The sequence below is a fragment of the Streptomyces sp. NPDC005803 genome, assembly GCF_040630435.1.
GTDB lineage: Bacteria > Actinomycetota > Actinomycetes > Streptomycetales > Streptomycetaceae > Streptomyces.
This window is the reverse complement of record NZ_JBEXXO010000043.1, coordinates 15,647-42,171: the sequence shown is the minus strand read 5'-3', so window position 1 is coordinate 42,171 and position 26,525 is coordinate 15,647. Positions and strand designations below refer to the sequence as shown.

The window sequence follows — 26,525 nt, the reverse complement described above, 5'->3', positions numbered from 1 at the left end:
GCACGACAGCCAGGCCCTGATCCCGCTCGTGAAGGGCATCCCGCCGATCCGTTCGCGCCGCGGCCGGCGACGGCGCAAGCCCGGCAAACTCCACGCCGACAAGGGCTACGACTACGCCCACCTGCGGCGATGGTTACGCGAGCGCGGCATCACCCACCGCATCGCCCGCAAGGGAGTCGAGTCCTCACAACGACTGGGCCGCCACCGCTGGACCGTCGAACGCACCATGGCCTGGCTCGCCGGCTGCCGCCGCCTCCACCGACGCTACGAACGCAAAGCCGACCACTTCCTAGCCTTCACCAGCATCGCCTGCACCCTCATCTGCTACCGCAGGCTCGCCAAATGAGATGACTTCTTAGGCCCGCCAGCACGGCGCCGGCCACGCGCGCCGCACTCCGATCCGAGGAATGGAGCGTGAGCAGCGTCAGCAGGCCCACGGCCGCGCCCAGCGCGAACGTGGTCCGCCCAGATGCCACGTTGCACCACAGCGCCAACGCCCCCAGCAGCGCTGGCCACACTGCATGCCGGACCTTCGCCCGGACGAACAGAGCAGCCATGGCCCACGTCCCGGCCAGTCCGGCGGCCACGGAGACCGTCCTGACGCCGAACAGGGCCATCGCCGCGGGGGCGAGGACGCTGTAGTTGAAAATGTGCATACCGCCGTACCACGACAGGTTGTACGCCGAGCCGGGATGGCGTGCCATGAACTGGGTCCAGGCGAACTGAGCGGCCAGGTCGCCCCCCGCGGTGGCGAGGAGTTCGGCCCACAACACGTAGAAGGGGAGCGCGACCGCGGTTACGACGAGCGGCACACGCCACCGTGAAATCGGGGAGCCAGCCGAGGCAGAGCTTTGGGGCGTTGCCGAGTGGCTGGCATCCGGCCCCCGATCTTCTGCTCCCAGCCCGAAAGCGACGTCCTCGGCCGCGCGTCCGGTTGCCGATCCGGACCTGGAACTTGTCTTGGGCCTGATACCGAGCGCCAGTTCACCTTCTGGCGCTTCTTCTTCCAAGTGCACCAGCATAAGACTAGTAGCACTCCGTCACCCAGAGCGACTACTGATCTTGTCGGGCGCGTCGACGGGTGAGCGCGCGGCCTCGAGAGCGAGTTCGGCCGACCTGTAGCAGAGCATCGCTCTCAGAGTGCGGTTCGCTGTGATGACCGAGTCGCGATGAGGTCCGGGTGAGGTGTTCTGCTCGGTGGGGTGGGCTGTTGTTCAGGGGCGGGGCTGGGTGAACGAGCCGGGCTCGGGTTCGGTGAGGATGCCGCGGATGACCAGGCGTTTCAGTTTGGAGCGGATGCCCTCGGTGTTCTTCGGCAGGATCGGCAGGTCGAGGGCCTCGCAGATGTCGCGGGCCCGCATCGGATGGCCGGTGTCGGTGAGGACCATGAGGATCTGCCGGTAGGCCGGGTGCTGGGGTATCTGGGTGCGGGGTGGCTCGTCGCCCGGTGCCTGTGCCGGGGCGGGTGCGGGAATGTTGTGGAGGGTCTTGCGGGTGATCTGCAGATTCTCGCTCTCGGTGTCGAACTCGTCGAGGCGGGTGGTGAGTTCGGCGATGTGGTCGCGGAGCTGTCCGGTCTGCTCGGCGACTTCGTTCTCGCGGGCTTCGATATAGGCCAGTACGGCCTCGACCTGGGGGATCTCGCTCACGCGCTCCTCCAGGAGGGGATGATGGCGCTGGTGAGGCGGCGGGCCATGACCGACGTTATCGCCCAGAACACCCGCGAGCGGGAAGAGGCGAGCCGGTGCTCGTAGTCACGCACGAGGCGGCGGTAGAACATCAAGATCCCGTTCGTCTGTTCCACGATCCACCGCTTGGCCTGCGGGACGAAGCCCTTGTCTGCCGGATTGCGCTCGACGATCTCTACATCGATGCCGAGCGTCGCGCCGTGGTCGACGACGCTCTTCCTGAAGCCCTGATCGACCAGCGCTTTCTTCACGGTGTCCGTCTGCGCGGCCACGCCGTTCAGCAGGGCGATGCCGGCGTCGTTGTCATGCGCCGACGCCGGCAGGGCAACCGCCTCGACGACGAGGCCCAACACGTCCACGGCCAGGCATCTCTTCCTGCCTGGCACCCGTTTCGCAGCGTCCTTACCCGTCGTGTCGGCCGGGACGCCCACGGCCGCGTGGATGCTCTGGGTGTCCAGGACCACCAAGCTCGGGTCGGCTAATCGCTTCCGGCTCTCGCGCAACTGCCAGCGCAGGAGGTCGTGCACGGTCTGGTCGGTGCCGTCGTCGCGCCAGGCGGCGAAGTAGTAATACGCCGCGCTCTTCGGGGGCAGATCGTGCGGCAGGTACTTCCACTGACAGCCGGTGCGGTTCTGGTAGAGGATCGTGTTGATAATCTCCCGCATCGCGTAGGTGCCCCGGTGACCGGTGGCCGAGGGATGCCCGGCTTCCAGGCGCCGATCACGGGCTCGATCAACTTTCGCTGCTCATCGGTGAGATCACTCGGGTACGGCTTGCGACCGCTCATCCCTCCACCCAAGCGAACCCCGAACGCCCGACCGGCGCCAACCCCGCAGCGTCACCCCATCGAGCGACACCAGAACCGGCATCACGGCGCGAACCGCACTCTAAGGTGAGCCAAGCGGTGGTAGGTCGGTGAGCTATGTGTGGAGCGCCTTTGCTTGCGCAGCGTCTCTGCATCGTTCTCGGGCCCCTCGCGATCGGGCTGTCAGCTCTCGCGATGAAGCGGAAGGAGCCACAGGCCGCCCTGGCTATGGGCCTTTCGGTTGCAGGTATGGTGCTCGGCTTCATCTTTGGCGCCATTGCTCTCAGAGCTTGACCCCACGCGGTCGGAGGAACGACTTTGGGGCAGCCGGACCTGCCCGGTAAAGCACGACGTTGGGGCCATGACCTTCGAGGGTGGGCTTCACCCACACCATCAGGCGACACCGTAACCGCTCATAGTTGGGCAATGGGGCTGGGATCAACCGTCTCATGAGGCACCGCCGTCGCCACGCGATACGACTGTGAGGATGTTCAGGTGCCGCTTCGGGCGGTGGCCTGACTCGCGATACGACTGGCCTGAACTGGCCTTGGTGCCTTGAGTTTGATCTGTCGGCCGCTGCTCGAGGCGGTACTCGCTGCCGCCGGGCAGGGGCGTGTCCCGATAGGGGCCTTCGCGACAGGCACCGTCGCAGTCTTGACCGCCCCCGGCCCGGCGACGGCCACCGGTTCTCTAGGCGATCAGGAGACAGGCGACCTTGACCAGCATCACGCAGTCCACCGCCCCGTGTCACGTCCCGGCCGACGCGGAGGATGTCCTGCTCGGAGTGGACATTCACAAGGATGTCCACGCCGCAGCCGTCATCACCGTGCTCGGCTCCGCCCTGGACGGTCGTAGCTTCCCCGCGGCCGCCGACGGCTATCGACAACTCCTCGACTGGGCCCGATCCTTCGGCGTGCTGCGGCGGGCCGGCGTCGAGTGCACCGGCTCATATGGAGCCGCCCTGACCCGTCACCTGCGCGCCGAGGGCATCCGCCGAACTCGACCCGCAGCACGCGAGCGGGCCTGCTGGGGCCGCCCGCCACACCTTGAGGCTGCTGGCCCGCCGCATCCGGCACCTGACCGAGGAGATCGACGATTTTAACATGCAGATAGCCCGGGCCGCCGAAGACAGCACGCCTGGCCTGCTGGAGGTTCGCGGCGTCTGCCCGGACGGTGCCGCTGCCCTGCTCATCTCGGCCGGCGACAACCCTGAGCGCCTCGTCAGCGAGGCCTCCTTTGCGGCCTTATGCGGCACCAGCCCGGTCGAGACGTCCTCCGGGAAGACACAGCGGCGCCGACTGAACCGCGGGGGCGATCGTCAGGCGAACGCCGCCCTCTACCGCATCGTCCTCAGCCGACTGCGCTGGGACGACCGGACCCGTGACTACCTGCAACGACGTCTGAGGGCAAGACACGGCGCGAGATCATCCGCTGCCTCAAACGCTACGTCGCGCGTGAGATCTACCGACTCATCGTCCCGCCAAACCCTCCGGCTGGCCAGACCGGAGCCGTTGGGGCCCTTGGTTGACATCCATAGGGGCATCAAGCTCGCCGTCCGCTACGAAGCGACCGTCCTCGTAGTGGCCATCAACAAATGGCTGTGATCTGCACGTGTCGCTACAGCTCGTAGTCCTGGGCCAGCTCTTCCCAGCGAATGCTGCGAAGAGCAAGAGCAGCGTCCTCGCCCGACGGTACATCCGGGGCTGGCTGGAACCAGGCGACGATGAGGGAGGAACCGTCCATTGCCGGGTCGAGCGCCGCGGAGTTGAAGGCACCGATGCACGCCACAGGAGGCAGCACCTCGACGGGACCGAAGGCGCCGGCGCTCTCTTCCGGGTACTCGCGTGAGGGCGGAACGAGATGGACCGGCTGGGTGGAAAACGCGCGTTCGGCCTGCTGCTGGAGCCAACTGACCTTCAAGTCGTTGATGCGCTTACACGGGTAGCCCTCCAACATCCCCCCATAGGTCAAGGACATCCGCAGCTCGGTGAGCGCGATCGAACGACCGGACGAGAGAACTATGTGACTCAGCGGCATGCCGACACCCTATGTGCTCGATTCACTTCCGATACACGCTAGACCCTCGTCCTCTCACCCTGGCCGCTCACCCTGGCCGCGATCCGGGATGCCCGTTCGCACGTGCGCGGCCAGGGCTGGACAGCGTAGGCGCGGCTGCGGTGTCGCGTAGTACCGCAGTACGACCCGGCGGGCGTGGATCAGTCCGCGGTATTACCGAATTGGGGCGTTTGGGGTCCTAGCGTTGTCGGTGAGGCGTCAGAGGCAATGGACGGGCGCCGGTGTCCGACAGGAAGAGACGCGAATGATCGACGCACAGCAGCTGACCAAGAGGTACGGCGAGAAGACAGCCGTCGAGGGGCTGGACTTCGCCGTCAAGCCGGGGACGGTGACCGGTTTCCTGGGCCCCAACGGAGCGGGAAAGTCCACGACCATGCGGATGATCGTCGGGCTCGATGCCCCGACGAGCGGCTCCGTGAAGGTCAACGGCCACCACTACGCCCGGCACCAGGCACCGCTCCAGGAGGTGGGGGCCCTGCTGGAGGCCAGATCGATCCACCCGGGCCGCTCCGCCTACAACCACCTCAAAGCCCTCGCGCTGACGCACGGCATCCCCCTTCGCCGGGTCGACCGGGTCATCGACCTCGCCGGTCTCGGCGCCGTGGCGAAGAAGCGGGCCGGCGCCTTCTCTCTCGGCATGGGCCAGCGGCTCGGCATCGCGGCGGCTCTGCTCGGCGACCCGCAGACGATGATGCTGGACGAGCCCGTCAACGGGCTCGACCCGGAGGGCGTCCTCTGGATCCGCACGCTGCTCCACGGGCTTGCGGACGAAGGCCGGACCGTGTTCGTGTCGTCCCATCTGATGAGCGAGATGGCTTTGGTGGCGGACCATCTCATCATCGTGGGCCGTGGCCGACTGCTGGCCGACACCACCGTGGCAGACCTCGTCCGCGAAGCAGGCGGCGGCACAGTGAAGGTGGTCACGCGCGATCCGGCGCGGCTGCGGGAGGTACTGGTCGGGCCCGGCGTCGATATCACCGGCCGCGCCGGTTCCGAGGAGCTGCAAGTATCCGGACTCAGTACCCGCGAGATCGGCCTGAAAGCGGCCGAGCACGGAATCGCGCTATTCGAGCTGACCGCGCGGGCGGTGTCATTGGAGGAGGCGTTCATGGAGCTGACCAGGGATGCGGTGGAGTACCACGGCACCACGGCCGGCATCGACAGCCTGGTGGCTCAGGGGGGAGCGGCATGAACGCCTTCACCCCAATAGTCCAGGCGCGCTCGGCCGGCCCCGCTCGGCCCTCCTACCGGGTAACCGGATGGCGCGTGCTGTCCTCGGAATGGGCCAAACTCTGGTCGCTGCGTTCGACGTGGGTCAGCCTGGGCCTCGGAATGGTCTTCCTCGTCGCCTTCGGGCTGATCGCCGCGAGCCGATACAAGTCCGGGATCGGCTCCGGTCACATGGACCGCGACTTCGCCGATTCGACGGCCGTGAGCCTGTCGCTCTTCGGCGTGAACTTCGCTCAGCTCGCGCTGGGCGTGCTCGGTGTGCTGGTCACGGCCGGGGAGTACTCCACCGGCATGATTCGCTCGACGCTCGCGGCCGTACCACGTCGTCTGCCCGTGCTGTGGTCCAAGGCAGCCGTGTTCGGCCTGGTCGCCCTGATCGTCGGCATCCTGGGCGCGTTCACCGCCTTCGGGTTCGGCAGCGGCATCGTCTCCGGCACCCCTGCTGCGATGAGCCTGAGTCGTGCGGGAGTCATCCGAAGTCTGCTGGGCGCCGGACTTTACCTCTGCCTGGTTGGTGTCATCGGCACCGCTTTGGGCGCACTGCTGCGGTCAGTGGCTGGCGGGATTTCAGTGCTGGTCGCAGGCCTGATGCTAATCCCGGGGCTCGTCTCGCTGCTCCCCAGCTCTTGGCAGGACAACATCAGTCCTTACCTGCCGAGCAACGCGGGCGAGTCAATGTTCGTCCTGACCCATGACAGCACCACCCTGTCGCCTGCGGTCGGACTGCTGGTCTTTCTCGGCTGGACGGTGCTCGTGCTGGCGGGGGCAGGGTGCCGACTGGTGCGCAGGGACGTCTGAGCAGCTGCACCATGGGCAGGTGACCACCTTGACTACGACCACGTCCGCCGGCGACTTCGGCGGGATGGGGCCGCTGATCGCCCGGTTCTCCCGGGGCGGCCAGCGGCTGCGGCAGGCGAACCTGGTCCATCCGTGGGTGCTGGACAGCGCGGTGGTGCTGCTGGCATTTCTCATGTTCTGCCTGCCGGACTTGATGCACGGTGGCGCCGAGGATAGCGACGGTCCACGCCGGTTCCGGCTCGCCTTCACCCCACTTCCCCTGGCGGCCACGCTGTTGCTTCAGGCCGGTCTGGTGCTGCCGCTGCTGTGGCGGCGGCGCAGGCCAATGGTTGCCTTCGTCGCCATCGCGGCTGTTTTCGTGCTGCAGTGGTCGCTCGGGGCGGCGCTGCGCGCGGACATCGCCCTATTCATTGCCCTCTACAGCCTGGCCCTGCACGGGCGGCTGCGGCAACTCGCGTGGGCCTGCGGAATCATGGCGGTGGCAATGGTCCTGGTCGCGGTGCGCGTCCCGGCGGTCGTGTCCGTCTGGGACGCGTTGTTCTTCCTGCTGAGCACTGCGACCGCAGCCCTGGCGCTCGGGCTGATGGTACGGACCCGCCGGGCCCAGCTCGCAGGGCTGCGAGAGAGGGCGGCCCGCCTGGAGATCGAACGCGACCAGCGCAGCAGGCTCGCGGGCGCCACCGAGCGGGCGCGGGTGGCCCGCGAGATGCACGATATCGTCGGCCACAATCTGGCCGTCATGATCACCCTCGCCGATGCCGGCGCGTATGCCACGGATGTTGCTCCTGAACGCGGCAAGGAAACCCTGCAGCTCATCGGCGACACTGGCCGGGCTGCCCTCGGGGAGCTGCGACGTGTACTTTGCGTGCTGCGGGAGGCGTCGGACGGCGCCGGCACCATGCCTGAGCTGAGTCCGCAGCCCGCTTTCACGGACATCGAGGCGCTGTGCGAGGGTGTGCGCACCGCCGGCTTGGATGTCGTCTACCGGACCACTGGCAACGTGGACGCTCTGGACCGCGGATTGCAGTTGACGGTCTACCGCATCGTCCAGGAAGGCCTCACAAACGCGCTGAGGCACGCCGGCGCCGGCACCCGAGTCAAACTGACGGTGGGAGTCGAGGGAACCCGGGTATTCGTCCGTGTCCGGGACCATGGTCCCGTGTGCCGCTCCGGACCATGGATCGAGGAAGGGCACGGCCTGGTGGGCATGCGAGAACGAGCGGCGCTTTACGGAGGCGACATCATTGCCGGGCCCGTGGCCGGCGGCGGATGGATGGTGAAGGCCAACCTCGACTCGACGCCCGAGGCAGGTGCCTGGTGACCACGGTGCTCATCGTGGACGACCAGCCGCTCCAGCGCTACGGCTTCCGGGTGCTGCTCGAGTCCATCGTTGAGACGGACGTGGTCGGCGAGGCCGCGCATGGCGCCGAGGCTGTGCGCAAGGCCGCCGAACTACGTCCCGACGTCGTCCTGATGGATGTCCGGATGCCCGGTATGGACGGCATCGAGGCCACTCGTCAGATCACTGCCGCCGGAGGACGCTCCCGCATTCTCGTGCTGACCACCTTTGACCTCGACGAGTACGTTCACGCCGCGCTGCGTGCCGGAGCGAGCGGCTTTCTCCTCAAGGACGCGCGTCCGGAAGAACTCCTCGCCGGGATCCGCGCGGTCGCCGGCGGAGACGCCGTCATCGCGCCGGCTCTCACCCGCCGCATCCTCGATGAGTACGCCAAGCACGTGCCCGTCAGCAGATTTGACGTGCGAGAGGACCCACGACTGGGGACCCTCACCGACCGTGAGCGCGAGATCCTCGTCGCCATCGGTAAGGGCTGGACGAACGGCGAGATCGCTGCCCGCTTCGTCGTGTCCGAGTCCACCGTGAAGACGCACGTCGGCCGTGTCCTGGCCAAGATCGGCGCCCGCGACCGCGTCCAAGCCGTGATTTTCGCCTACGATCTCGGGCTTAGCGGGCCAGGTGCGGTGTGAGGGGCGGAGGTCAGCCCGCCGAAACCGGGGGCGTGGCCTGAGCGCCGTGATGGCGGGCGCTCCTCGTCGAACAGCCCTTTTCGCGGCCCGCGCCTCGTCGGCGCTGCGTGCAGTCACGAAGTGCGGGAGGGCTGCGATCAGGTGTCCCGGTCGAGGGGTCGTGCATGGGCCCGGAGGTAGCTCGGTCGCGTATCGGGTCGCGGCCCACTCCCGTTGGATCGCCTCCGCACCAGAACGCCGCAGCGGCACCCGCCTCCGAGCGCACCCGAACCGTCGCACGCCCGTCGGCGACCTGCCGAAGCGCTTCCACGTGGACCAACACCCCGCAATCATTCACGGCGGCGCTGCGTTGCCCAACGCTCTTGGGAGGACGACAAAACGCTCTTTTCGGCTCGCCGGATGGTCGACATCCGTTCGTCGCGTCGGTCGCGGGAACTATTCCTCAGGGCCCTTTCGTCTACAGTTCAATGGATCGTCTACATGGTTGTAGTCAGTCGGGGCGCGGCCTTCGCGTGCCGCCTCACATCCAGCTCGAGAGGTCCTTCGTTCTATGACCGCACCCGTGTTCGCAGCCTCACAGCTTGCGGTGAATGTCCTCAGCGCGCAGTCCCTGCTGGCCGCCTTTGGTGTGCTCGGGGTCGGCCTGGTGATGTTCGCTGAGACAGGTCTGCTGATCGGGTTCTTCCTGCCCGGCGACTCCCTGCTGTTTACGGCGGGGCTGCTCTGTACGGGCAGCGGCCAGCATGGCGTGAGCCTGTCGCTCGGCCCGCTGCTGTTGGCCGCTGCCTTGGGCGCCCTCGCCGGGGCACAGTGCGGCTATCTGCTTGGCCGGAAAGCCGGGGGAGCGCTGCTTGCGCGTAGCCGCTCGGTCCGCCTGCACGAAGGCGCGCACCGGGCTGAGGCGCTGCTGGAACGGTACGGGCATGCGAAGGCAATTGTGCTGGCTCGGTTCGTGCCGGTGGTACGCACAGTGCTGAATCCTGTGGCGGGCGCGCTGGGTGTTCCGGCGCGGACATTCACCGTGTGGCAGGTGGCCGGTGGGCTCGTGTGGAGTCTGGGACTGACACTGGGCGGATACGCGCTGGGATCCTCCATTCCTCAGGTGGACCGCTACCTGCTGCCCATCGTCGCCCTGATCGTGGCCGTGTCGTTGGTTCCGCTCGCCGCGGAGCTGTACCGCTCCCGCCGCGCTGCCAAGACGAAGGAGGCTCGCGGATGATTTTCGCCTTCGGTGGCTCGTCGCTCGGCGGCTACGCCGACACCGGCACGGTACGTTGCACGCAGCTTTCAGCTGGCTGGGTGAACGACATGGCGTCGGCCTGGTCAACGTGCGGACTGACGGTGTTCGCCATCAGCGCACACAGTCCGTACGACGTCGCATCCGGAGTCGTGGCGGGTGCGGTCGTCACCGTATTGGCGAGGGTCGTGGTGCGCCACCGTCCCGATGCCCTGGTCCGGCAAATCCCCGGCTCGCGGTTGTGGCCGCTGGCGGCGCCATGAGACGCCGCGAGCTCGGGGACATGGCCGGCAGCATCGGCCTGGGCGCGTGGGCGGCATTCGGCGTACTGGCCATGACCGTGGGTGGTGGCGGGAAGCCGCTGTACGGGGATGCGGACCTGCTGTCCTGGTCCGTCGGTCACCGCCCGGCTGTGGCGGTGGCGCTGGCCCGCGGTCTGACCGCCACCGGAACCGGCGTCATCCCGTACGTCCTCGCGGTGCTGGCGGGGGTCATCGCCGGGCGCACTCTGCGCCAGCGGGCCGTCGCTGCCGCGCTCTGTCTTGCCTGCCTCGGGGCGGCGCAAGCGGCGCGCTACGGCCTGATGGTGCTCGTCGCCCGACCCCGCCCCGCTCACTTGGATTGGGCGACGCACGCCTCCCGATGGGCGTTCCCCTCCGGCCACGCCACCACGGCCACGCTCACCGCCGGGCTGCTCATCATCGCGGTATGCGCACGCGCTCCACGCGGCAAGAGCCCTCTCGCCCTTGTCTGCGGCTGTTGGGGTGTCCTGGTCGGGCTGACCCGCGTCTACCTCGGGGTGCACTGGTTCACCGACATCGTGGGCGGCTGGCTGTTCGCCCTCGGCTGGCTGGGACTGTGCCTGTGCGCCGCTGTCTGGTGGCTGCCCGAAGGGTTCATCACAGGTACTACAGACACAGAGAATGGGCCGACGAAGGACAATGCGCCACAAGATCCTGGTCGTCGAGGACGATCACGCCCTGCGTGACGTCCTTCTGCGCGGCCTTCGCGAGGAGGACTTCGACCCCGTACCTGCCCCGGACGGGGCCTCTGCCCTACGGTTGGCCACCGATGACATCGGCGCAGTGGTGCTGGACGTCGGGTTGCCCGACGCGGACGGCCGGGACGTGTGCCAGGCGATGCGGGCGAACGGTTTCTTCTCCCCCGTCATCTTTTTGACCGCCCATCACCGGCTGACCGATCGGCTGTCGGGATTCTCCGCCGGCGGTGACGACTATCTGCCCAAGCCGTTCCACTTCGCCGAACTCACCGCCCGACTGCGGGCTGCCGTCAAGCGCGCCGCACCTCTGCCGTTGGCCACGGCCGGCGGCCTGGTGCTGGACGGTGTCCGGCATATCGTCAGCGTGCACGGGAACCAGGTCAGCCTCACACCGACGGAATTTCGCCTCATGGCTGCTCTTATGGCCGGTTCCGGAGGTTTCGTGCGCCGACGGGAACTACTTCGAGCGGGCTGGCCCGAGGGGGCCCAGGTCAGCGAAAACACCCTGGACCAGTACCTGACTCGGCTGCGCCGCAAGTTGCGCGACTCGGACAGCAATCAGACGATCATCACCGCCCGCGGGATCGGCCACCGCCTGTCATGAACGCCGCCTTCTTCCGGCTGGCACCGCGCACCCTGCGGGGCCGCCTCTCCCTGGTGGCCGTGACCACCGCCACGCTCCTGATGGTGATTGTCACCGTCGCCTTCAACACCGTCATCCGCCACCGCCTGCAGCACCAGGCGGATGACGAGCTGCGCACGCGGGCTGCCGCGGTCGCCACCACCATCGACACCGGCGGCCCCAGGGCGCGCGTCCTGGAGACCTCCAACGACCAGCTTCTTGACACCAACGTCTGGATCTACACGGGCCCTCGGCTGCTCGAACAGCCACCCTCCACTACAGCCCGCAGTGCCCTCGCTCTCGCCTCCGCCGCACTCGCACGGCAGGGCGGCACACGCTGTCTGACCGCCGGCGAACCCGCTCGCTCCCGGTTGTGCAGCATGCCCGTACCCGGTGGCCGAAGCACGGCAACCGTCGTCACCGCACTGGACCTTTCTCCGTACCGGAGTTCGGCCGACACCCTGCTGTTGGCTTCGCTGTGTCTCGACGCGATCATGCTCGCCTGTACATACCTTCTGACACGCCTCGCAGTCGGACGCGCGCTGCGCCCCGTTGGAAGCATGACCGACCAGGCCACCCAGTGGAGTGCCATCGCCTCCGCGGACCGCTTCGGCACCGTTCGACAGCCGGCCGAACTCGGCCACCTGGCTGCGTCGTTGGACGCACTGCTGGACCGCATACGCGCTGTCTTGCGCCATGAACAGCAACTGACCGGTGAGTTGTCCCACGAACTCCGCACCCCACTCAGCCGCATCATCGCCGAACTCGACTGGTGGCAGGCACGCCCACGCTCAGCAGCGGAAACCGTGGCCACTCACGAGGTGATCGCCGACGCCGCCCGATCCATGCGCACTATCTGCGACACCCTGCTCGACGACGCCCGCGAGGGCACAACCACCGCCCCCGGCTCTGCCGAGGTCCTCCCGGCGCTTCACCGGCTTGCCACACGCTTGGAGGCCGCGGCTCACGTGACAGTCGACGTGTGCGAGAACTCTCAAGGGAAGGCCGGGGTCCAGGCCGCCCTCCTCGAACGCATCGTCAGCCCACTGCTGGCCAACGCCACCCGCTATGCCACCTCGCGGGTCACCATCAGCGCGCGGCGGGAGTCCACCGGCGTATGCATCGACGTTGTTGACGACGGCCCCGGGGTACCCGAATGCTTTGCCGCACAGCTCTTCCAGCCCGGCCGACGGGCCGACCCCGGCGACGGACACCTCGGAGCGGGCCTCGGCCTGTCGCTCGCGCGACGCCTGGCCCGCTCCGCCGGGGGCGAAGTGACGCACGACTCTGAGCACGTGCCCGGGGCCCGGTTCACAGTCACACTGCCCGCCGGTTGACGGCTTCCGGCTGCTCGATGGTCTCCGGGCCTGCGGCCTCCGTCCGCCGCCGCTCCTGCACCTGGGCATATGCCACGAGGCCGGCCAGGATCGCCAGCAGCACGGCCGACGAACCCGCCGTACCAAGGTCCAGGCCACCCTTAGCCACCGGCTTGGTCAGAAGATCGCCGGCCGTCGCGCCCAACGGGCGGGTCAGGACAAAGGCGAACCAGAACAGCAGCACGTTCGGCACAGCAGGCGCCTTCATCAGCGCGAGAAGCACCGCGAGCGTCCCGGAGACGAGCAGGGCCCCGCCCGCGTACCCGAGGCCGGAACTATCTGCGAGAAAGTCGCCCATGGAGGTGCCAAGGGTGTTGGAGACAAGAATCGCCGACCAGAAGATGGCCTCGCCGCGGAAGGTGACGATGTCGCGGATGGCGAACGTCATTCCGGTCAGCTTCCAGACGGCGAAGACGACGATCAGGAGGGAGATCAGGATCGCGGCGCCGGTGGGATACCCGAGGCCCAGGCCCTGCGGGCCCCAGCCCAGCGACGCGGCACCATTCGCGAGAAACGTGGACCCGGCGTCGCGGTTCATGAAATCGGACATCGTCGTACCAGCCATGCTGGTGGACAGGATGACCGTCCAGTAGAAGAACGGGTTGTAGCGGCGGGACCTGAGCTGAATCACCAGTGTGACTACGAAGATCAGGAACAGAGCGATCGTGGTGAGAAAGTAGCCGAGCTTCAGGGTTTGCGAAAACAGGTCACCGGCGGTCTCGCCGAGCGTCGTAGCGGCGACCTTCATGATCCAAAACGCCAGGGTGACCTCAGGCAGCTTCTTCATCACCGAGCTGGTCCTACTGTCACAGTCCTGGTGGGTGAATGTTTCTGACTTTTCCAAAAGGGAGCGCTCCTGTTCGTGCAAGGGCAGGCCCCTCGTCGTCGGCGAGCCCCGCAGGACCGGTGGGGATAACCGACGAGCGGCATGGCGGTTGCGTCGGTACCCGACCCTGCCTGTGATGACCTGAACGCATCCTGAACACATGCAAGCGCCTACGCCATCCGTGTAAGACTTTGCCTCGGTGACGTCTTACGCGTCACCGACGGGAACACCACCAGTCCGAGTCGTTTCTGGAGCCGGCGTCCAACGCCAGGGGCGTCCCGCCGTCCTCGCCAGTGGCAGTCCCGTACCAGCCGGCCATCACGGAGAAGAGCCGGAACTCGTCCGGTCTGTGCTCGACGAGAAGCTCGGTGCCATCCGTGCGGCCGCCCTCCAGCCGGGACCACAGCGTCTCCCACAGGACGTCGCCGTCCACCACGGGACAATCGACCACCCCAGCCGGGCCGACCCAGCGCACGGGGACGGCCGCGAGACCGGCGCCGACCGCTCTCCGCTCACCGGCCAGACGCCACGGATCGGAGTCGCACTCACGGCGTCGACGGTGGGCGGGGCCCCCAAGCCGGCCCGAGGCAGGGCGGTTACCTGTTCAGCCAGCGCGGAAATGGTGTAGCTGCCCGGCGCCGAGTGGGTGATGGCCCGGCGGAAAGGCCCACGCACTCACCTCATCATGAGCAGAGCAGCGCTCGGCCCCGCTCCGGCAGACTGGCCTGCAGCGGTTACCAGTGAGAAATTCTCATCGTGATTTCGCACGTCACCAGGCTGGTGTGAGGTTGCGGTGACGTTCTCGCGCCGGTCTGGGGCGTAATCTTCCGCGGGAGACCGTCTGTCATCTGTGGACTTCCGTGTTACGAGGACGAGCAGGGGCACGCAGGAGGGTGATGGCATGTCGAGCATTCATGTGGATCTTGGTCAGGAAACGCCAGGACTTCAGGTTCGCGAAGCCGCGCTCGACGGCGGCGCGTTCGCGATTGAGTAGGCGGTTCGCTTCTTTCTCCGTGTCAGTGAGTCGGTGGTTCGCGCGGTGGCGTTGCGACCCGTGATGATCACCGGGTCGTCGGAGTCGTCGTCCAGACCGACGAAGCCGAGGTCCGCCAGGGCCCCGAGCCCGGCCTTGCCGGAGGCCGACCGCCCTGCGCACCGGCTTGCAGGCCGCTGCCAGGGAGTGGGCGCCGATGACCGAACGAGGACAACCTGCTAGATCCGCAGGGGAAACGTCCAACGAGACATCGGCCCTGGACGCGGGCAGCATCGCCATCCCGCGAAGCACACGGGCGGTGAGGTGCTCAGCGAGGCCGCGTTCCATTGCGCGGTGATCCAGGTGGTACTGCAGCGGAGCTTTCGCAGGAGGCGTCACCGTCTGAGGGTGGCAATGGTGCGTTCACCAAGGCTGCGGATCCTGGCATGATCGCGGTTGTGACGCTGGCGTCAGCCGCGCAGTTTCTTGCCCCAGAACGGGACGCGGGCAGCAGGGCCTGCTCTCCGGTGTCCCTTGTCGGCTCCCCGGTGTCCCTTGGCGGCCCAGTACTTGATGTCGTCGGCGGTCAGGGCGGCGGGAGTGCCGTACCTGAAGACCTGGCGCATCCTGACCAAGGTCCGTATGAAGGCCCATCACGCCACCATGTTGCTAGGGCCCTGCTCGTTCTGGCGAACAGTGAAGTCCAGCGGTGACAGACGACCGCCCCGACGACGATCACACCGCTTGCCAGCACGAGGACCGCATCACCCGCTCATACCAGTACGGCGACCTACGAGTTCGACGAAACGATCTCAGTGAGCTTTTTCAGAGTGGCCACCGATGGGGTGACGGAGCCGAGGGCGCAACGCAGGAAGAGCCCGCGCCGTTGAGGGAGACGTTCGTAGTCTCAACTCAGCAGCAACGATGCCTCGTTGGCTCCCTGTCCTGCCGCAGTTGACCTGCCCCATGCGCTGGTCGAGTGGGTCACCATGCTCATCGTCACTCACGAGGGTGACCGCCGCTGCGAACTTCCGCCGCACCGACGTGCTCTTGTGGGTCTGGTGTACCTGCGCAAGCACGACACCTTGTCCCAGATAGCCGCAGGCTTCGGTATCTCGGTCGGCACCGCCCACCTGCACCACTGCGGTGATCGACCTCCTGGTCGCCCGCGGACTCGGCCTGCTCAAGGTCCTGCGCGAGCACGAACCGGAGTACGTCCTGCTCGACGGGACGCTCGCCGAGTGCGACCGGATCGGCGACGGCCGGGTTGACTGCTCGCACAAGCACCGCCGCCGCGGCGTGAACGTGCAGGTCGTGACCGACCCGGCCGCTCACGTGCTGTGTATCTCGCCGGCCTTGCCCGGCCGGTGCCACGACCTGACGGCGGCCCGCACCCACCGGATCGTCCGGATCTGCGAACGCCGAGGTGTCCCCGTCCTTACCGACCGCGCCTACCAAGGCACCGGCCCCTGGGTCACCGCCGGGCGCAAACGGCCGCCCGGCGGGCAACTGTCCCCTACACAGCAGACGCTCATCCGGGCACTGGCTGCATCCCGGGCACCCGTCGAACGAGGCATGGAACGACTGAAGTCCTGCCACATCTTCCGAGCATCGCGGATCAGCCTCAACCGCATGATGTCAATCGCCAAAGCGGTCCTCAGCTTGGAGAGGCAGCACTGAAAACGCTCAGTGAGAGTCAACCCCGGATCGGCCGAAGTTGCGCTGTTGGGCGGCGGCCCAGCCGGTGATGGTGTGTGTGGGCCCCGGCCGGAGCCCACGTCCCGGACGTCGCTGCGCCCCGTTCACCAGTCCTATCGGGTATCCGATCTCTCCGGACTGGATACTCGAGGTTTCAGGGGGTACTCCCGGCGCACCCACTCAAGATACTTCCGGTTCATATAAGGGCTGGACGGACACGGTGCGAAATCGCATTTCGCGCCTCTTCGGTAGGACTCGAAAATGGCGTTCTTCTGACGGGCACGAATCGTGCCGAGGTTTTCGGGGAGGCGGGACATTCCGTATCCGAGGTATCCAGTCACCCGGATCCGGGGGCTTCCCTGGACGGCGAATGCCGCGCGTCGGAAGTATCTTCCGGCCACTCCGTGGTCGCTGTGATCGGCGCCCGGAGTATATGTGTGACCAAAGGCCACGTTGTCGTAGTCCAGCGTCAGCATGCGCTTGATCTCGTCCTGCCGGGCGAGAGTGGTAAGAGTATCGACGAGCTGCCGCTCGGTATATGCCCGCGAGCTGTCAACGGGCCGGATGGACGCGATCTCCCCTCGGGACAGTTTCAGAATGCTCTGGTGGGAGTGCTGCGGGTAACCGCCGCCATCGGGGCTTCCGTCAGGAAGCCTGAGGAAGGAAAGCCGCACGTCGATCTTGCCGTTCAAAGTGAACGAGGTGATGGTACGGGTCCCCAGGTGGATGTCATGCTGTGTCCAATGATCCGGGACGCCCGCCATTTCCGCGTACGCCACTCGAACGCCATTCTCTCTGCGCTGTACGTAGTTATCCCCGGCGTAAGCCCGGCCGGCGTCCCCGGCGGTCAGGTAGATGACGCTGAACGCGCAACGCGGCCCCAGCTTCTGCAAAATCTCCGGATTGATGAACAACAGGTCGTCGTCCTCGTGGGCCACACCCACCATCGTGCGCCCACAGACGCGGGAACCGCTTACGCTGGCGGGGGCCTTGGGCCCTTCGAGGAGCGCCGCAGATCGCTTTCCGGACGTCCCGGGGGGCGTGCCGCAGATCAGGAGAACGAGGACGAGACTTGCTGACAGGCAGGGTGCGGCCTTAGGCACAAGCCTCCATCGGCTCTTGCACGCGTTTTTGTTCCCGTACGCACGCATCGCACGCATCCTGGCGCTCACCACTTCGCTCTGCCGCCTTACCGTGATTCATTCGATATTCATTGGGCTCGGCCGTTCCCGCGGGACTGTCGGGCCGTGGCGTCTCGGACTTGCACCGGAAGAACGCAGCGGTATAGACCGTTCGCGTCGTGTTTCACGCGGGGTTCGCGTGTGGAGTGCCTGCTGTCCGACGCCTGAGGTACTGCGGACTGATAGTCATTGGGCAGCCATCGCGATGTAAAGGGTTGCATCCCTGACCGGAAAGGCGTCCGTCCGGAGAACGGTCTCGTCTCACGTCAGCACCGTCGGTGGCGGATCGAGGATTGAGGGCGAGTTCCGCAGTGGGAGAGGTAGAGCAGTCGGCGCGCACGAGGGGTGCGGTGCCCCGGTGGTGGGCCGTGCCCTGGGCGTACCTCCTCAGCGTGTTCCCGCTGGGTCTTCTCGCGGTGGCGTGCTACTTCGCTCGCTGGGTGCGCCCGAGCGGTGACGAGTGGTGCTTCCTGCCGGTCATCCGCGAACACGGGTTCTCCGGGATGGTCACGAAGTTCTACGTCAACGACAACGGCCGGGTCATGAACGGTGTGCTGGTCTGGCTCTGCGGGAGGTTCGGTGTGCCAGGTCAGCAGTGGTTCGCCCCCCTCAGCGCCGTGTTCATCCTGGGGATTCTGTGGACGGTGACCGCGCTGACACTGCGCAGGGCTGCCTTGGTGGTGCCACGCGGGATTCCGCTGTGCGTGGCGTCCATGATGGCGGTGGTCTTCCTGCTCGGGTCTCCCAACACGTACAAGACGTTCTACTGGCCCGCCGCCTCTGTCTCGCACACACTGCCGCCGGTGCTCGCCTGCGCGGCGGTCATTCCGTTCCTGCTCGCACGGCAGCGCCGGGGCACGGCCGTCGCGTTCGGTATCGCCGTGGTCATCGGCCTCTGCATCGGAACGATGTCGGAGCAGACCACAATCGTCGTGCTGGTGGTACTCGTCGCCGCGCTGATGATGAGTTTCTGGTCAGTGGGCGGGCTGCGGTGCCGCGGGCTGCGGGCCGGGTGTGCGGTGGGGGTGGCCGCAACCGTGGCCGGGGCGTTGATCCTGGTGACGTCTCCGGGGTCGCGGCACCGAAGGGGCCGGTTCGGCGCGGCGAAGGACTCCTCACTGCTCGCGCCGGACTCGCTGGCCGGGGCCGCGCGTGGCTTCGCGCACATCGTGATCGACACGTTCTCCTCGTGGCACTACCTGGGGGCGGTCGCGGCCGGCGTTCTGCTCGGCCTCGTGATGCGGCGCCCTGATGGCGCGGTGCCGGGCCCGCCTCGCCGGCCGGTGCTGTTGGCGTGCGCGGCAGCCGTCACGTTTCTTATCGCCGGGTATCTGGCCACGCTGGTCGCGTACCCCGTCTTCCACGCCGGAGTGGTGGGCTCCACCCGGCTGTGGAACGACTTTCTCTTCCTGTACATCGTCCTGGTCACCGCTCTCGGCACCTTCCTGGGGCTGGCGCTTCAGGAAGTCCGCCTGTACAGACTGCACGCCAGGGTGCTGCAGTGGGTTGCCGCGGCCGCGTGTGCGGCAGCGTGCACTGGGCTCGCTCCCCCGCTCGTCCACTTGGGCAATCAGATGCGGGTGCGGGCGAACGCCTGGGAGCGTCAGGACGCCTGGCTGCGGGCCCGGGTGGCGCAGGGTGCGGTGGTCCTGCCGTACGCGCCGACGCCTATCGCCAAGATGACGGAGCCGTTCGGCCATGGGAAGCGAAGTTGGCCGAGTGCGTGCGTGGCCCGCTACTACCACCTGGAGCGCGTGAACCCGGCCCCGCAAGTCCGGTAGCCGGTCGCGGTTCCGAACGGGCGTGGCCGGCGGCGGTCGGCGGGATGTCCGCGGCTCTTCGCGGTTGCCTGCTCAGAGGCGCCTGTGGCGGGCACACGTCGATGTGCCGGCCGCCGCTACTCGATGCCGTGCCGGGCTGGTCCGCGGCACCAAGAGGTTCGACTGCCTCGAGCCGAAGATTCTCGTTGATAGCCCTGCTGCCTCAATTGCATCCGCACGGCCTGGGCATAAAATTCGATACGGTCCCTTCCTCACCCGATTGGAATATAAATGAAAAACTGCCAGGTGTCGGTTATTGTTCCTTGTTATAACGAGGAAGAGGTAGTGAAGACCTTTCACCGTGCACTGGTTGAATCCCTGGAACCGACAGGGGAGAGTTTCGAGGTTTGTTACGTCGATGACGGCAGCGATGACCTCACGCGCGCCCAGCTGATCCACCTGGCCGCCGCCGACGAGAGAGTCCGGTATATCACCTTCAGTCGCAATTTCGGGAAGGAGGCCGCGATGCTTGCCGGACTTCGCATGTCTCGCGGGGACTGCGTGGTACTGATGGACGCCGACCTCCAGCATCCTCCCGAACTTCTGCCACGCATGCTGGAATTGAGCCAGCACGGATACGATCAGGTGATCGCTCGGCGCGACCGAGAGGGCGAGGGCGCCCTGCGTTCGTTTGCCAGCCGCTCTTACTACCGCGCCATGGGGCACTTCATGGAGGTGTCGGTGGTCGATGGCGAGGGAGACTTCCGGCTCCTGTCCCGTCGCGCGGTGGACAGCGTGCTGGCGCTCCCCGAGTCCAACCGGTTCTCCAAAGGAATCTTCTCCTGGATCGGCTTCGACACCACCAGCTTCACCTACCAGAACGCCGCACGGGTGGCCGGACGTTCGAAGTGGGGTGGCAGGAGGCTGCTCAACTACGGCATCGACGGACTGATCTCTTTCAACAACCGTCCGCTACGGCTGGCCATCTACGCCGGTCTGCTCATGGCCCTGGCGGCCATGGGCTACGCCGTGTGGATCATCGTGGAGGTGGCGCGCAACGGGGTGGGGGTGCCCGGTTACACCTCGCTGCTCACCGCCGTCGTGGCACTCGGCGGGATCCAGCTGGTCACTCTCGGCATTGTCGGGGAATATGTCGGCCGAATCTACTGCGAGACGAAGAACCGCCCGCACTATCTCATCAGGGAAACAAGTGAGAGCCCGGCTTCTGCTGTAACCGAGCGGCCGTCACGGATGCGAGGCAGCGGCGCTAGAGCCTATGGTTCGGCTCAGCCCGGAACCGTGCGTCAATTTTTGACATTCGCCGTGATCGGGGTCGTCAATACCTTAGTCTATTTGGCCGTGTACGCCGCTCTTAACCCATGGATTGCGTATCTGACCGCCCATGTCATTGGCTACTGCGTCAGCATCATCGGCTCCTTCCTGCTCAACTCCTACATCACCTGCCGAACCAGTCCCACATGGCGGGCGTTCGTCCGCTTTCCGCTGTCGAGTCTCGTCAATCTCGCCCTGTCCGGGGCGCTGCTCTATGTCGGAGTGAGTCATTTGGCCATGGGAAAGAACATCGCCGCCCTGATCGCCGGAGTTCTCGCAACCCCTTTCTCTTTCCTGATCGCCCGGTGGGCGATCACCTCCGGTGCCGCCGCGCCCCGGCGGACGGAATCACTACTCGGCAGCCAGACCGGCCGCCCTGGCGAATGACTCGCAAACACCTACGCAGCGGCATCACACGAGAGGCGCCGGCACAGCCATGACCACCGAAGCATCAGGAAGTGCGGACTCCCCGCCGACCGCGGCAGCCACGCCCCCGCGGCGGGAGGGCGAAGGGGTCCCTCGGCCCCGCGCACCGCTGTGGGCGGCTCCCCTCACTGTGTTGCCGCTGGCTCTCCTGGGCGCGTCGTTCTGGATCGGCCGTTTGGTGCGGCCGGGCGGCGACGACTGGTGCTTCCTGCCCATGCTGCGGGACGAAGGCGTCTCCGGAATGATCGGGAAGTTCTACCTGCACGACAACGGACGCATCGGCAACGCGCTGCTGGTTGCGCTCTACGGCGCATGGGGCGTGACGGGCCACCAGTGGTACGCCACGGTCAGCGGACTGCTGGTTCTGGGCCTGGTGTGGGCTGTGATCGCCGCTGCCCTGCATGCTGCCGGGCGGACGGCGCCGCGCGGTTTGCCCCTGCTCGTCGCGGCGATGACCGTGGTGGCGTTCTTCTTCGCCACCCCCAACACGTACAAAACCTTCTACTGGCCCGCTTCCTCCGTATCACACACGGTCGCCCCGGCACTGGCAGCGGGAGCGGTGATCCCGCTGCTCCGGGCCAGGTCGCACCGGGGACGAATTCTCGCCCTGTGCGTCGCCGCCATGACCGGGCTCTTCATCGGGACCCTCTCGGAGGGGACCGCGATCGTCGCAGCAGTTTCACTTTGCACCGTCCTGCTGCTCAGTCTCCGGTCACAGCCGGGCACCGCCCGCACCCAGACCCGCCTCTGGTGCGGCGTCGCGCTGACCGCTGTGGTGGCGGGCGTCGTCATCCTCTATACGTCGCCAGGGGCGAGGATCCGTCGCGACCGGTTCGACACCGGCGCCACGTCCATCGTCGACACCAGCGCACTGGCAGACGCTCTGCGCACATTCGGCGACATCCTGGGAACGGTACTGACGACCTGGACCTACCTCGGCCCTCTGACCGTCGGCGTTCTGCTGGGCTTGCTGCTGCGAAAGAACGATCTGGTGAAAGATAGGCCGCTGCGCAGCCGACTGCTCCTGCCGGCCCTGGCGAGCCTGGCGGCCCTCCTGCTGTCCGGATACCTCTGCACCCTCGTCACACTGCCCGCCTTCGGCAACAGCATGATGACTTATGGGACCGCACCTGGAACGATTACCTCTTCGTCTTCGTCCTGCTGCTTGTCGGACTCGGCACCCTGCTCGGCACCGCCCTGCAAACCCATGGACGGGGCACCGCCACCGCAACGGGAGCGGCGGCGGTGCTGTGCGCTGCGGTCTGCGTAGGGCTGGCCGCCCCGCTGGCCGGCCTCGCTCAGGACATGGAGGTCCGGTCCCGGCACTGGGACCGCCAAGACCGGTGGCTGCGCGATGAGGCGGCTAAGGGCGCACAGGTCCTGCCCTACGCCCCAGCGTCGGTAGGGCAGATGCGCGACCCGTTCGGAAGCCACGGCCGCACACTATGGCCGGGCACCTGCACCGCGCAGTACTACCACTTGAAGCGGATCACATACACGCCGCGTCTGCCTCCCGGGGCGTGAACCGATCCACGCAGCATTTCGCACCACCCTGCCCCCAATCTCGCCGTCCCGGGTCTACTCACTAGATGAATGAGTCCACGGGGTGTTGTTGCGGTCAGTGATCGTAGGCCATGAGCGATTGCTTGATGGGCTGTCCAGTTTGGCCGTTGTGCCAGATCGCCGCTTCGAGAGTGCGAGGATCCGGCACAAGCCCCGGGCTGACACCCCTGCAGCGCTCTTGCCGCCGTGTCGTTCCAGGTCGAGCTGCCCCCTGAAGGTTTGATCGACTCGACGACCTGCCGCAGCGGCGTGAACAGGGGCGCCCCCGCCCGCTCGGCTTCCCCCTTGCAGGCTGGCCGCAGCAACTTCAGGTGACGCTCGGCAAGGCTGTGCTCGAACTCGCAGCCGGAGTCCTTGTCCCTGATGATCGTCTGCCCGGGTGAACGGCGAGGACGTCTGGTGCGGTATCGAGCATGTCACGCAGTGTCTCGCGCTCGTCCGCCTTCACGCCGGTGAGCGCGAACAGGACCGGCAGTCCGCCGAGTGTGCACACCGGGTCCAGACGCAACGCCCAGAAGTATCGCGAGTGTGATGCGCAGTAGCCGCACTACGCCCAGCCTGCCAGGTGCAAGCGCTTGGCCGAGCTCTCCGGATCATACGGGTGAGCAGTGAGAGCGCGGCGCGCAGCCGCTTGTTGTAGCCGGACTGCTGGGGCACGTAGGGAAACAGGTGGCCGAAGTCCCGCCCGCCGCGGCGAAGCCAGTGCCGCGCAGAGGTGTATCCGGGCAGCGCCGAAATGACCACGAGGCACACATCGACGTTGGACGCCCTTGTCTCATGTCCGCAGGCGATCCCCGGGACTCATTCAGGGATCCGGGGCGCGCCCACTGCGGTGACTATGCGTCACGCCCATTTCGCAGGGCCTGGATGAGCCAGGGGTACACCGGGATGAGGTCCGGTACTACCTGCCAGCCGTTTGACGATCCACACCAGCCGCCAGTATCCCCAGGACCTACTCTGCGCCCGGTTCCCGACAGGCACGCCCGTGGCGGACGTCTTCACCTGATGGCACACCCGGCGGTCTGGACAGAGGCGCTCCGACTCACCGGCCAGGCGGCGCCAGACCTCCACGAGCGTGCAGCCGCAGCGGTGGTGTTGCTTGCGGCGGGCGATCAGAAATACACGCAGGCATGGGGCGTAATGCGTTCTCGACGACTAATCCGGCGTACCTGCGTAGTTTGTGCCCCAGCCCTCCAACCAGCGCGCCGGCCGCCCTGAGGGCAGATGCATTGAGTCGCCCTGGTCTGCTCCCACGACTTCTTGCTCCAAGCGGCGAGGCGAACACGACGAGAGGCCACCCTCGGAAATTTCGTCGTCAGCCTCGCTGCGGGGTCATTGGCTCGGTTTCGGCGACATCCCGGCGTGTCACCGAGAGATAGATGACCAGGCCAAGAATGCAGGCCAGGAACAGCGCACTGGTTACCACCGTGCCCAGCCCCAGGCCGCCGTCGCCGGCAGGCTGGGACAGGTAGTCACCAATCGAGGCGCCAAGCGGACGAGTCAGGATGTACGCAATCCAGAAGCTCAGCACAGCGTCGAGGCCGAGCGCGAGGTGTCCGACCGCAACGATGGCAATGGCCAGAGTGAACAAGACCGCGGAGACCCAGTACCCGAGGGCCAATTGCTCCGCGACGAGGTCTCCCGCCGCTGTACCGAGGGCGAAGGTGAACAGTACGGCGAGCCAGTAGTAGGTCTCGCGGGAAAGCGTGTCGACGCTGTGAATGGAAAGGGTTCCCTCTCGGCCATACCAGATGGCGAAGACGACAGCGAGGACGACAGTAAACACGGCCGTACTGGTCACCAACGGCACGCCCAAATTGTCGGTGAGGTTGTCACTGATCAGTGTGCCGACCACACTGATCAAGGCCACAGCCAACCAGTAGACACCGGGCCGGTAGGCATCCGTGCGGAACTGGACGACCAGGACCGCCGCGAGTAGAACACTCATCAGCACAGACACGCCGGGCAAGCCTAGGCCCAGCCTCTCATTGAGGAGGTCCGCCGCAGTCTCGCCGACCGTTGTGCACAGCACCTTGATGATCCAGAAGTACGCGGTGACTTCCGGAACCTTGTTCCACCGCAAGCGGCCCCGGGCTTTGGCGTGCAGGTACTCCCCGGACGTCTCAGAGGTCTCAGTCATGCGTCCGACCCTGCCAGGCGGAACCTGAACACATCCTGACTACAGTGACGGCCGGTTCGGGAGCCGTCTGCACCACTGCAGGCACGCTGTCGCTCTGCGGCAGGTCGAGGTGACCGCCACCGCCGTCCGTTTCACTCGTGCACGGCACAGTTCAGCGGCTCCAGGTCTCCGTACAGGGCGGCATGGAAAGCGGCGGCAAGCTCGCGGGCCCGCTCTTCGCTCGGCACCCCGTGGAGCTTGAAGTACACCGGCCCCGCGTAGGCGTCCGGTCCGGTTTCCCGCTGCGGAACCAGCCGGACGATGGCGGCCAGCAACGCATCGTTCACCGTGTCGTCGACGGCGTGGCCAGGCCGGGCGGTGAGCGCGTCAGCTTTCATGGTCCACTGCTGACCCTCGTGTTCTACGGCGACGAATACCCCATGCTGCGCCTTGGCCGCCCGCCCGGTATGCAGCCGTGAACGCTATGTGGCGTCCGGGATCAGGTGGCCCGGCAGGGAATTGGAAGCGGCTGCAAATGGTGCATTGTGTCACTAGCTAGCACGATTCATCCAGATGTCGAATTGTCGAGCCAGCCCTTCACCGCCCGGGCTTGGTGCTACCAGCGGTGCAGCGCGGTCCCGTGTGGCCTCGTCGAAGCAGTGCCCCCGGCCCGCAGGGACACGGATTACCAAGATCAAGTGCTTAGCGTTGCGGGCTGCTCGGTTGGTCCCCACGGCCGGAGACACCGGAGCTGGTAGCGGACGTCGAGGGGCAAGAGCATCCGGCCCTGCCCGGCGACAACTACGGGACGGCCGCGGCTCTCACTCTCATGACTGCCAGGTCTGCGTCCGCGCGTACATCCTGCCCTGGCGCCGGTCGGTTTCCCCTGGGGAGCCGGACAGGTCGGCAAAGACGGGCTGATGCCGGACCGGATGCCCTGTCAAACCGCTGAAAGCAACACCGTTCCGTTCCTCCTGGGCACGGCCCCGACGATGCGGCGCTGAGCCGCCGGCCCGGCTACCGTCACGAGCTGGGCCGTCGGTCCACCCGTTCATCGTCGGGGAGCGCACAGGTGTACCCACCCACGCACGGTCAACGACACCACGGTGTGGACGGTTCCGGCGATTTCACAAGGGATAGAGACTGCCGGGCCGGAAGGGGGCCCAACCAGACCGGCCGGTCCGGCAGCCCCGGTGGCCAAGCAGGCTCCGAGGCTGCCGGCCGGTACAGCGGGTGCGGGGGGGGTCGACCACTGCACCACGCTGGTCTTCATCGCCGGGGCCACGGGCAGCTGTCTGCCACCATGGCCCAGCCCCGGTCGACCTGGCCGGGCACGACACGCCCCTCTACCCAGTGCGCGAAAAACGCCGAGAAGATCGGCTCATCCGGCAGGGCGGTGGGCGCGGCGCGGTGGTTGCTCGGGACGGGCCGCGGCGTCGTCGTGGTCACACAGATCTAACGCCCGAATCCGGCGGCGGTCACTGGTGGAGGACGCGACGTTCGTGCAGCGCGGTACGGGCCTGGATGATGCCGATCAGGAGACCGAACTCGTGCAGCGCGATGTGCTGGACGTCTTCGGCACTGGCGGGCCTGCCCTCGCTGCTGCGGGCATGTGCGAGTTCCGCGGCGCCCAGGGCGAGCAGCTGCTCGCGATCCTGTGCGTCGTGCTGGTCGGTGGTGTACGCGGCCAGGACCTGGCGCCAGATCCCGCTCACCGCCCGCGCCCCTCACACGCGGCGGGAACGCCGGTGGCGTACGCGTCCTGCGGCGACCCGTCCATCCCCGCCTCATCGGGCCGGGATACACCGAATGGGCCCGGCAGTCCGGTA

Annotated in this window: 23 protein-coding genes and 3 pseudogenes; 15 read left to right on the top strand and 11 right to left on the bottom strand. The window is 66.9% G+C overall.

Annotation, left to right across the window (positions count from 1 at the left end):
* A partial coding sequence (locus tag ABZ454_RS36665) for a transposase (RefSeq protein ID WP_359543828.1) occupies nt 1–346 on the top strand: 346 nt, incomplete at its 5' end.
* On the opposite strand, the gene ABZ454_RS36660 is transcribed toward ABZ454_RS36665, so the two are convergent.
* The 3 genes and pseudogenes from ABZ454_RS36660 to ABZ454_RS36650 all read right to left on the bottom strand — a co-directional run bounded on the left by ABZ454_RS36660 (nt 318) and on the right by ABZ454_RS36650 (nt 2,475).
* A complete protein-coding gene (locus tag ABZ454_RS36660; RefSeq protein ID WP_359543827.1) occupies nt 318–812 on the bottom strand; it encodes a hypothetical protein in 495 nt (164 codons plus the stop codon). The genes ABZ454_RS36665 and ABZ454_RS36660 overlap by 29 nt on opposite strands.
* 402 nt (nt 813–1,214) lie before the next feature.
* Nucleotides 1,215–1,649 (bottom strand): hypothetical protein, encoded by a 435-nt coding sequence (locus ABZ454_RS36655; protein ID WP_359543826.1) that lies wholly within the window; start codon nt 1,647–1,649, stop codon nt 1,215–1,217.
* A pseudogene (locus tag ABZ454_RS36650) lies at nt 1,646–2,475 on the bottom strand (IS5 family transposase). The gene ABZ454_RS36655 and the pseudogene ABZ454_RS36650 overlap by 4 nt, the downstream one beginning before the upstream one ends.
* A 742-nt stretch (nt 2,476–3,217) precedes the next feature.
* Here ABZ454_RS36650 and ABZ454_RS36645 point away from each other — a divergent pair.
* Nucleotides 3,218–4,021: pseudogene (locus tag ABZ454_RS36645) on the top strand (transposase).
* Between the two features lie 89 nt (nt 4,022–4,110).
* Here ABZ454_RS36645 and ABZ454_RS36640 read toward each other — a convergent pair.
* Nucleotides 4,111–4,530, bottom strand: coding sequence for a hypothetical protein (locus ABZ454_RS36640; RefSeq protein WP_359543825.1), 420 nt, complete (start codon nt 4,528–4,530; stop codon nt 4,111–4,113).
* A gap of 283 nt (nt 4,531–4,813) precedes the next feature.
* Here ABZ454_RS36640 and ABZ454_RS36635 point away from each other — a divergent pair, with 283 nt between their 5' ends.
* The 9 genes from ABZ454_RS36635 to ABZ454_RS36595 all read left to right on the top strand — a co-directional run bounded on the left by ABZ454_RS36635 (nt 4,814) and on the right by ABZ454_RS36595 (nt 12,779).
* Nucleotides 4,814–5,761, top strand: a complete 948-nt coding sequence (locus tag ABZ454_RS36635; protein ID WP_359543824.1) for an ATP-binding cassette domain-containing protein — start codon at nt 4,814–4,816, stop codon at nt 5,759–5,761.
* The gene (locus ABZ454_RS36630) at nt 5,758–6,597 is read left to right on the top strand and encodes an ABC transporter permease (protein WP_359543823.1); all 840 of its coding nucleotides are present in this window, start codon (nt 5,758–5,760) and stop codon (nt 6,595–6,597) included. Before ABZ454_RS36635 ends, ABZ454_RS36630 begins: the two co-directional genes overlap by 4 nt.
* Nucleotides 6,598–6,661: 64 nt before the next feature.
* Nucleotides 6,662–7,918, top strand: a complete 1,257-nt coding sequence (locus tag ABZ454_RS36625) for a histidine kinase (protein WP_359543830.1) — start codon at nt 6,662–6,664, stop codon at nt 7,916–7,918.
* On the top strand, nt 7,915–8,583 hold the full coding sequence (locus ABZ454_RS36620) for a response regulator transcription factor (RefSeq protein ID WP_359543822.1): 669 nt from the start codon (nt 7,915–7,917) through the stop codon (nt 8,581–8,583). The genes ABZ454_RS36625 and ABZ454_RS36620 overlap by 4 nt, the downstream gene beginning before the upstream one ends.
* A 550-nt stretch (nt 8,584–9,133) precedes the next feature.
* Nucleotides 9,134–9,802, top strand: a complete 669-nt coding sequence (locus tag ABZ454_RS36615; RefSeq protein WP_359543821.1) for a DedA family protein — start codon at nt 9,134–9,136, stop codon at nt 9,800–9,802.
* On the top strand, nt 9,799–10,083 hold the full coding sequence (locus ABZ454_RS36610) for a hypothetical protein (RefSeq protein ID WP_359543819.1): 285 nt from the start codon (nt 9,799–9,801) through the stop codon (nt 10,081–10,083). Before ABZ454_RS36615 ends, ABZ454_RS36610 begins: the two co-directional genes overlap by 4 nt.
* Complete coding sequence (locus ABZ454_RS36605; RefSeq protein ID WP_359543818.1) at nt 10,080–10,808, top strand: phosphatase PAP2 family protein; 729 nt, start codon at nt 10,080–10,082, stop codon at nt 10,806–10,808. The genes ABZ454_RS36610 and ABZ454_RS36605 overlap by 4 nt, the downstream gene beginning before the upstream one ends.
* Nucleotides 10,762–11,424, top strand: a complete 663-nt coding sequence (locus tag ABZ454_RS36600) for a response regulator transcription factor (protein WP_359543817.1) — start codon at nt 10,762–10,764, stop codon at nt 11,422–11,424. The genes ABZ454_RS36605 and ABZ454_RS36600 overlap by 47 nt, the downstream gene beginning before the upstream one ends.
* A complete protein-coding gene (locus ABZ454_RS36595; RefSeq protein ID WP_359543816.1) occupies nt 11,421–12,779 on the top strand; it encodes a HAMP domain-containing sensor histidine kinase in 1,359 nt (452 codons plus the stop codon). The genes ABZ454_RS36600 and ABZ454_RS36595 overlap by 4 nt, the downstream gene beginning before the upstream one ends.
* On the opposite strand, the gene ABZ454_RS36590 is transcribed toward ABZ454_RS36595, so the two are convergent.
* From ABZ454_RS36590 to ABZ454_RS36580, 3 genes are all read right to left on the bottom strand, one after another.
* The gene (locus ABZ454_RS36590; protein WP_359543829.1) at nt 12,760–13,605 is read right to left on the bottom strand and encodes a hypothetical protein; all 846 of its coding nucleotides are present in this window, start codon (nt 13,603–13,605) and stop codon (nt 12,760–12,762) included. The genes ABZ454_RS36595 and ABZ454_RS36590 overlap by 20 nt on opposite strands.
* Before the next feature lie 253 nt (nt 13,606–13,858).
* Entirely contained in the window at nt 13,859–14,077 is a 219-nt protein-coding gene (locus ABZ454_RS36585; protein ID WP_359543815.1) for a hypothetical protein, read from the bottom strand.
* A 1,010-nt stretch (nt 14,078–15,087) separates the two neighbouring features.
* Nucleotides 15,088–15,243, bottom strand: coding sequence for a hypothetical protein (locus ABZ454_RS36580; RefSeq protein WP_359543814.1), 156 nt, complete (start codon nt 15,241–15,243; stop codon nt 15,088–15,090).
* 306 nt (nt 15,244–15,549) lie between these two features.
* Here ABZ454_RS36580 and ABZ454_RS36575 point away from each other — a divergent pair.
* Nucleotides 15,550–16,297: pseudogene (locus tag ABZ454_RS36575) on the top strand (transposase family protein).
* Nucleotides 16,298–16,428: 131 nt separating this feature from the next.
* Here ABZ454_RS36575 and ABZ454_RS36570 read toward each other — a convergent pair.
* Nucleotides 16,429–17,253, bottom strand: a complete 825-nt coding sequence (locus tag ABZ454_RS36570; protein WP_359543813.1) for a PIG-L family deacetylase — start codon at nt 17,251–17,253, stop codon at nt 16,429–16,431.
* Between the two features lie 611 nt (nt 17,254–17,864).
* Here ABZ454_RS36570 and ABZ454_RS36565 point away from each other — a divergent pair.
* The 3 genes from ABZ454_RS36565 to ABZ454_RS36555 all read left to right on the top strand — a co-directional run bounded on the left by ABZ454_RS36565 (nt 17,865) and on the right by ABZ454_RS36555 (nt 22,284).
* Nucleotides 17,865–19,277 (top strand): DUF6056 family protein, encoded by a 1,413-nt coding sequence (locus ABZ454_RS36565; protein ID WP_359543812.1) that lies wholly within the window; start codon nt 17,865–17,867, stop codon nt 19,275–19,277.
* 270 nt (nt 19,278–19,547) lie between these two features.
* Entirely contained in the window at nt 19,548–20,975 is a 1,428-nt protein-coding gene (locus ABZ454_RS36560; protein WP_359543811.1) for a glycosyltransferase, read from the top strand.
* Nucleotides 20,976–21,228: 253 nt separating this feature from the next.
* A complete protein-coding gene (locus ABZ454_RS36555) occupies nt 21,229–22,284 on the top strand; it encodes a DUF6056 family protein (RefSeq protein WP_359543810.1) in 1,056 nt (351 codons plus the stop codon).
* A gap of 1,608 nt (nt 22,285–23,892) precedes the next feature.
* Here ABZ454_RS36555 and ABZ454_RS36550 read toward each other — a convergent pair.
* From ABZ454_RS36550 to ABZ454_RS36540, 3 genes are all read right to left on the bottom strand, one after another.
* Nucleotides 23,893–24,717 carry a hypothetical protein gene (locus tag ABZ454_RS36550; protein ID WP_359543809.1) on the bottom strand — a complete coding sequence of 275 codons (825 nt, stop codon included), beginning with the start codon at nt 24,715–24,717 and terminating at the stop codon, nt 23,893–23,895.
* A 131-nt stretch (nt 24,718–24,848) separates the two neighbouring features.
* The gene (locus ABZ454_RS36545; RefSeq protein ID WP_359543808.1) at nt 24,849–25,094 is read right to left on the bottom strand and encodes a hypothetical protein; all 246 of its coding nucleotides are present in this window, start codon (nt 25,092–25,094) and stop codon (nt 24,849–24,851) included.
* Nucleotides 25,095–26,174: 1,080 nt separating this feature from the next.
* Nucleotides 26,175–26,411, bottom strand: a complete 237-nt coding sequence (locus ABZ454_RS36540; protein WP_359543807.1) for a hypothetical protein — start codon at nt 26,409–26,411, stop codon at nt 26,175–26,177.
* Between the last annotated feature and the right edge of the window lie 114 nt (nt 26,412–26,525).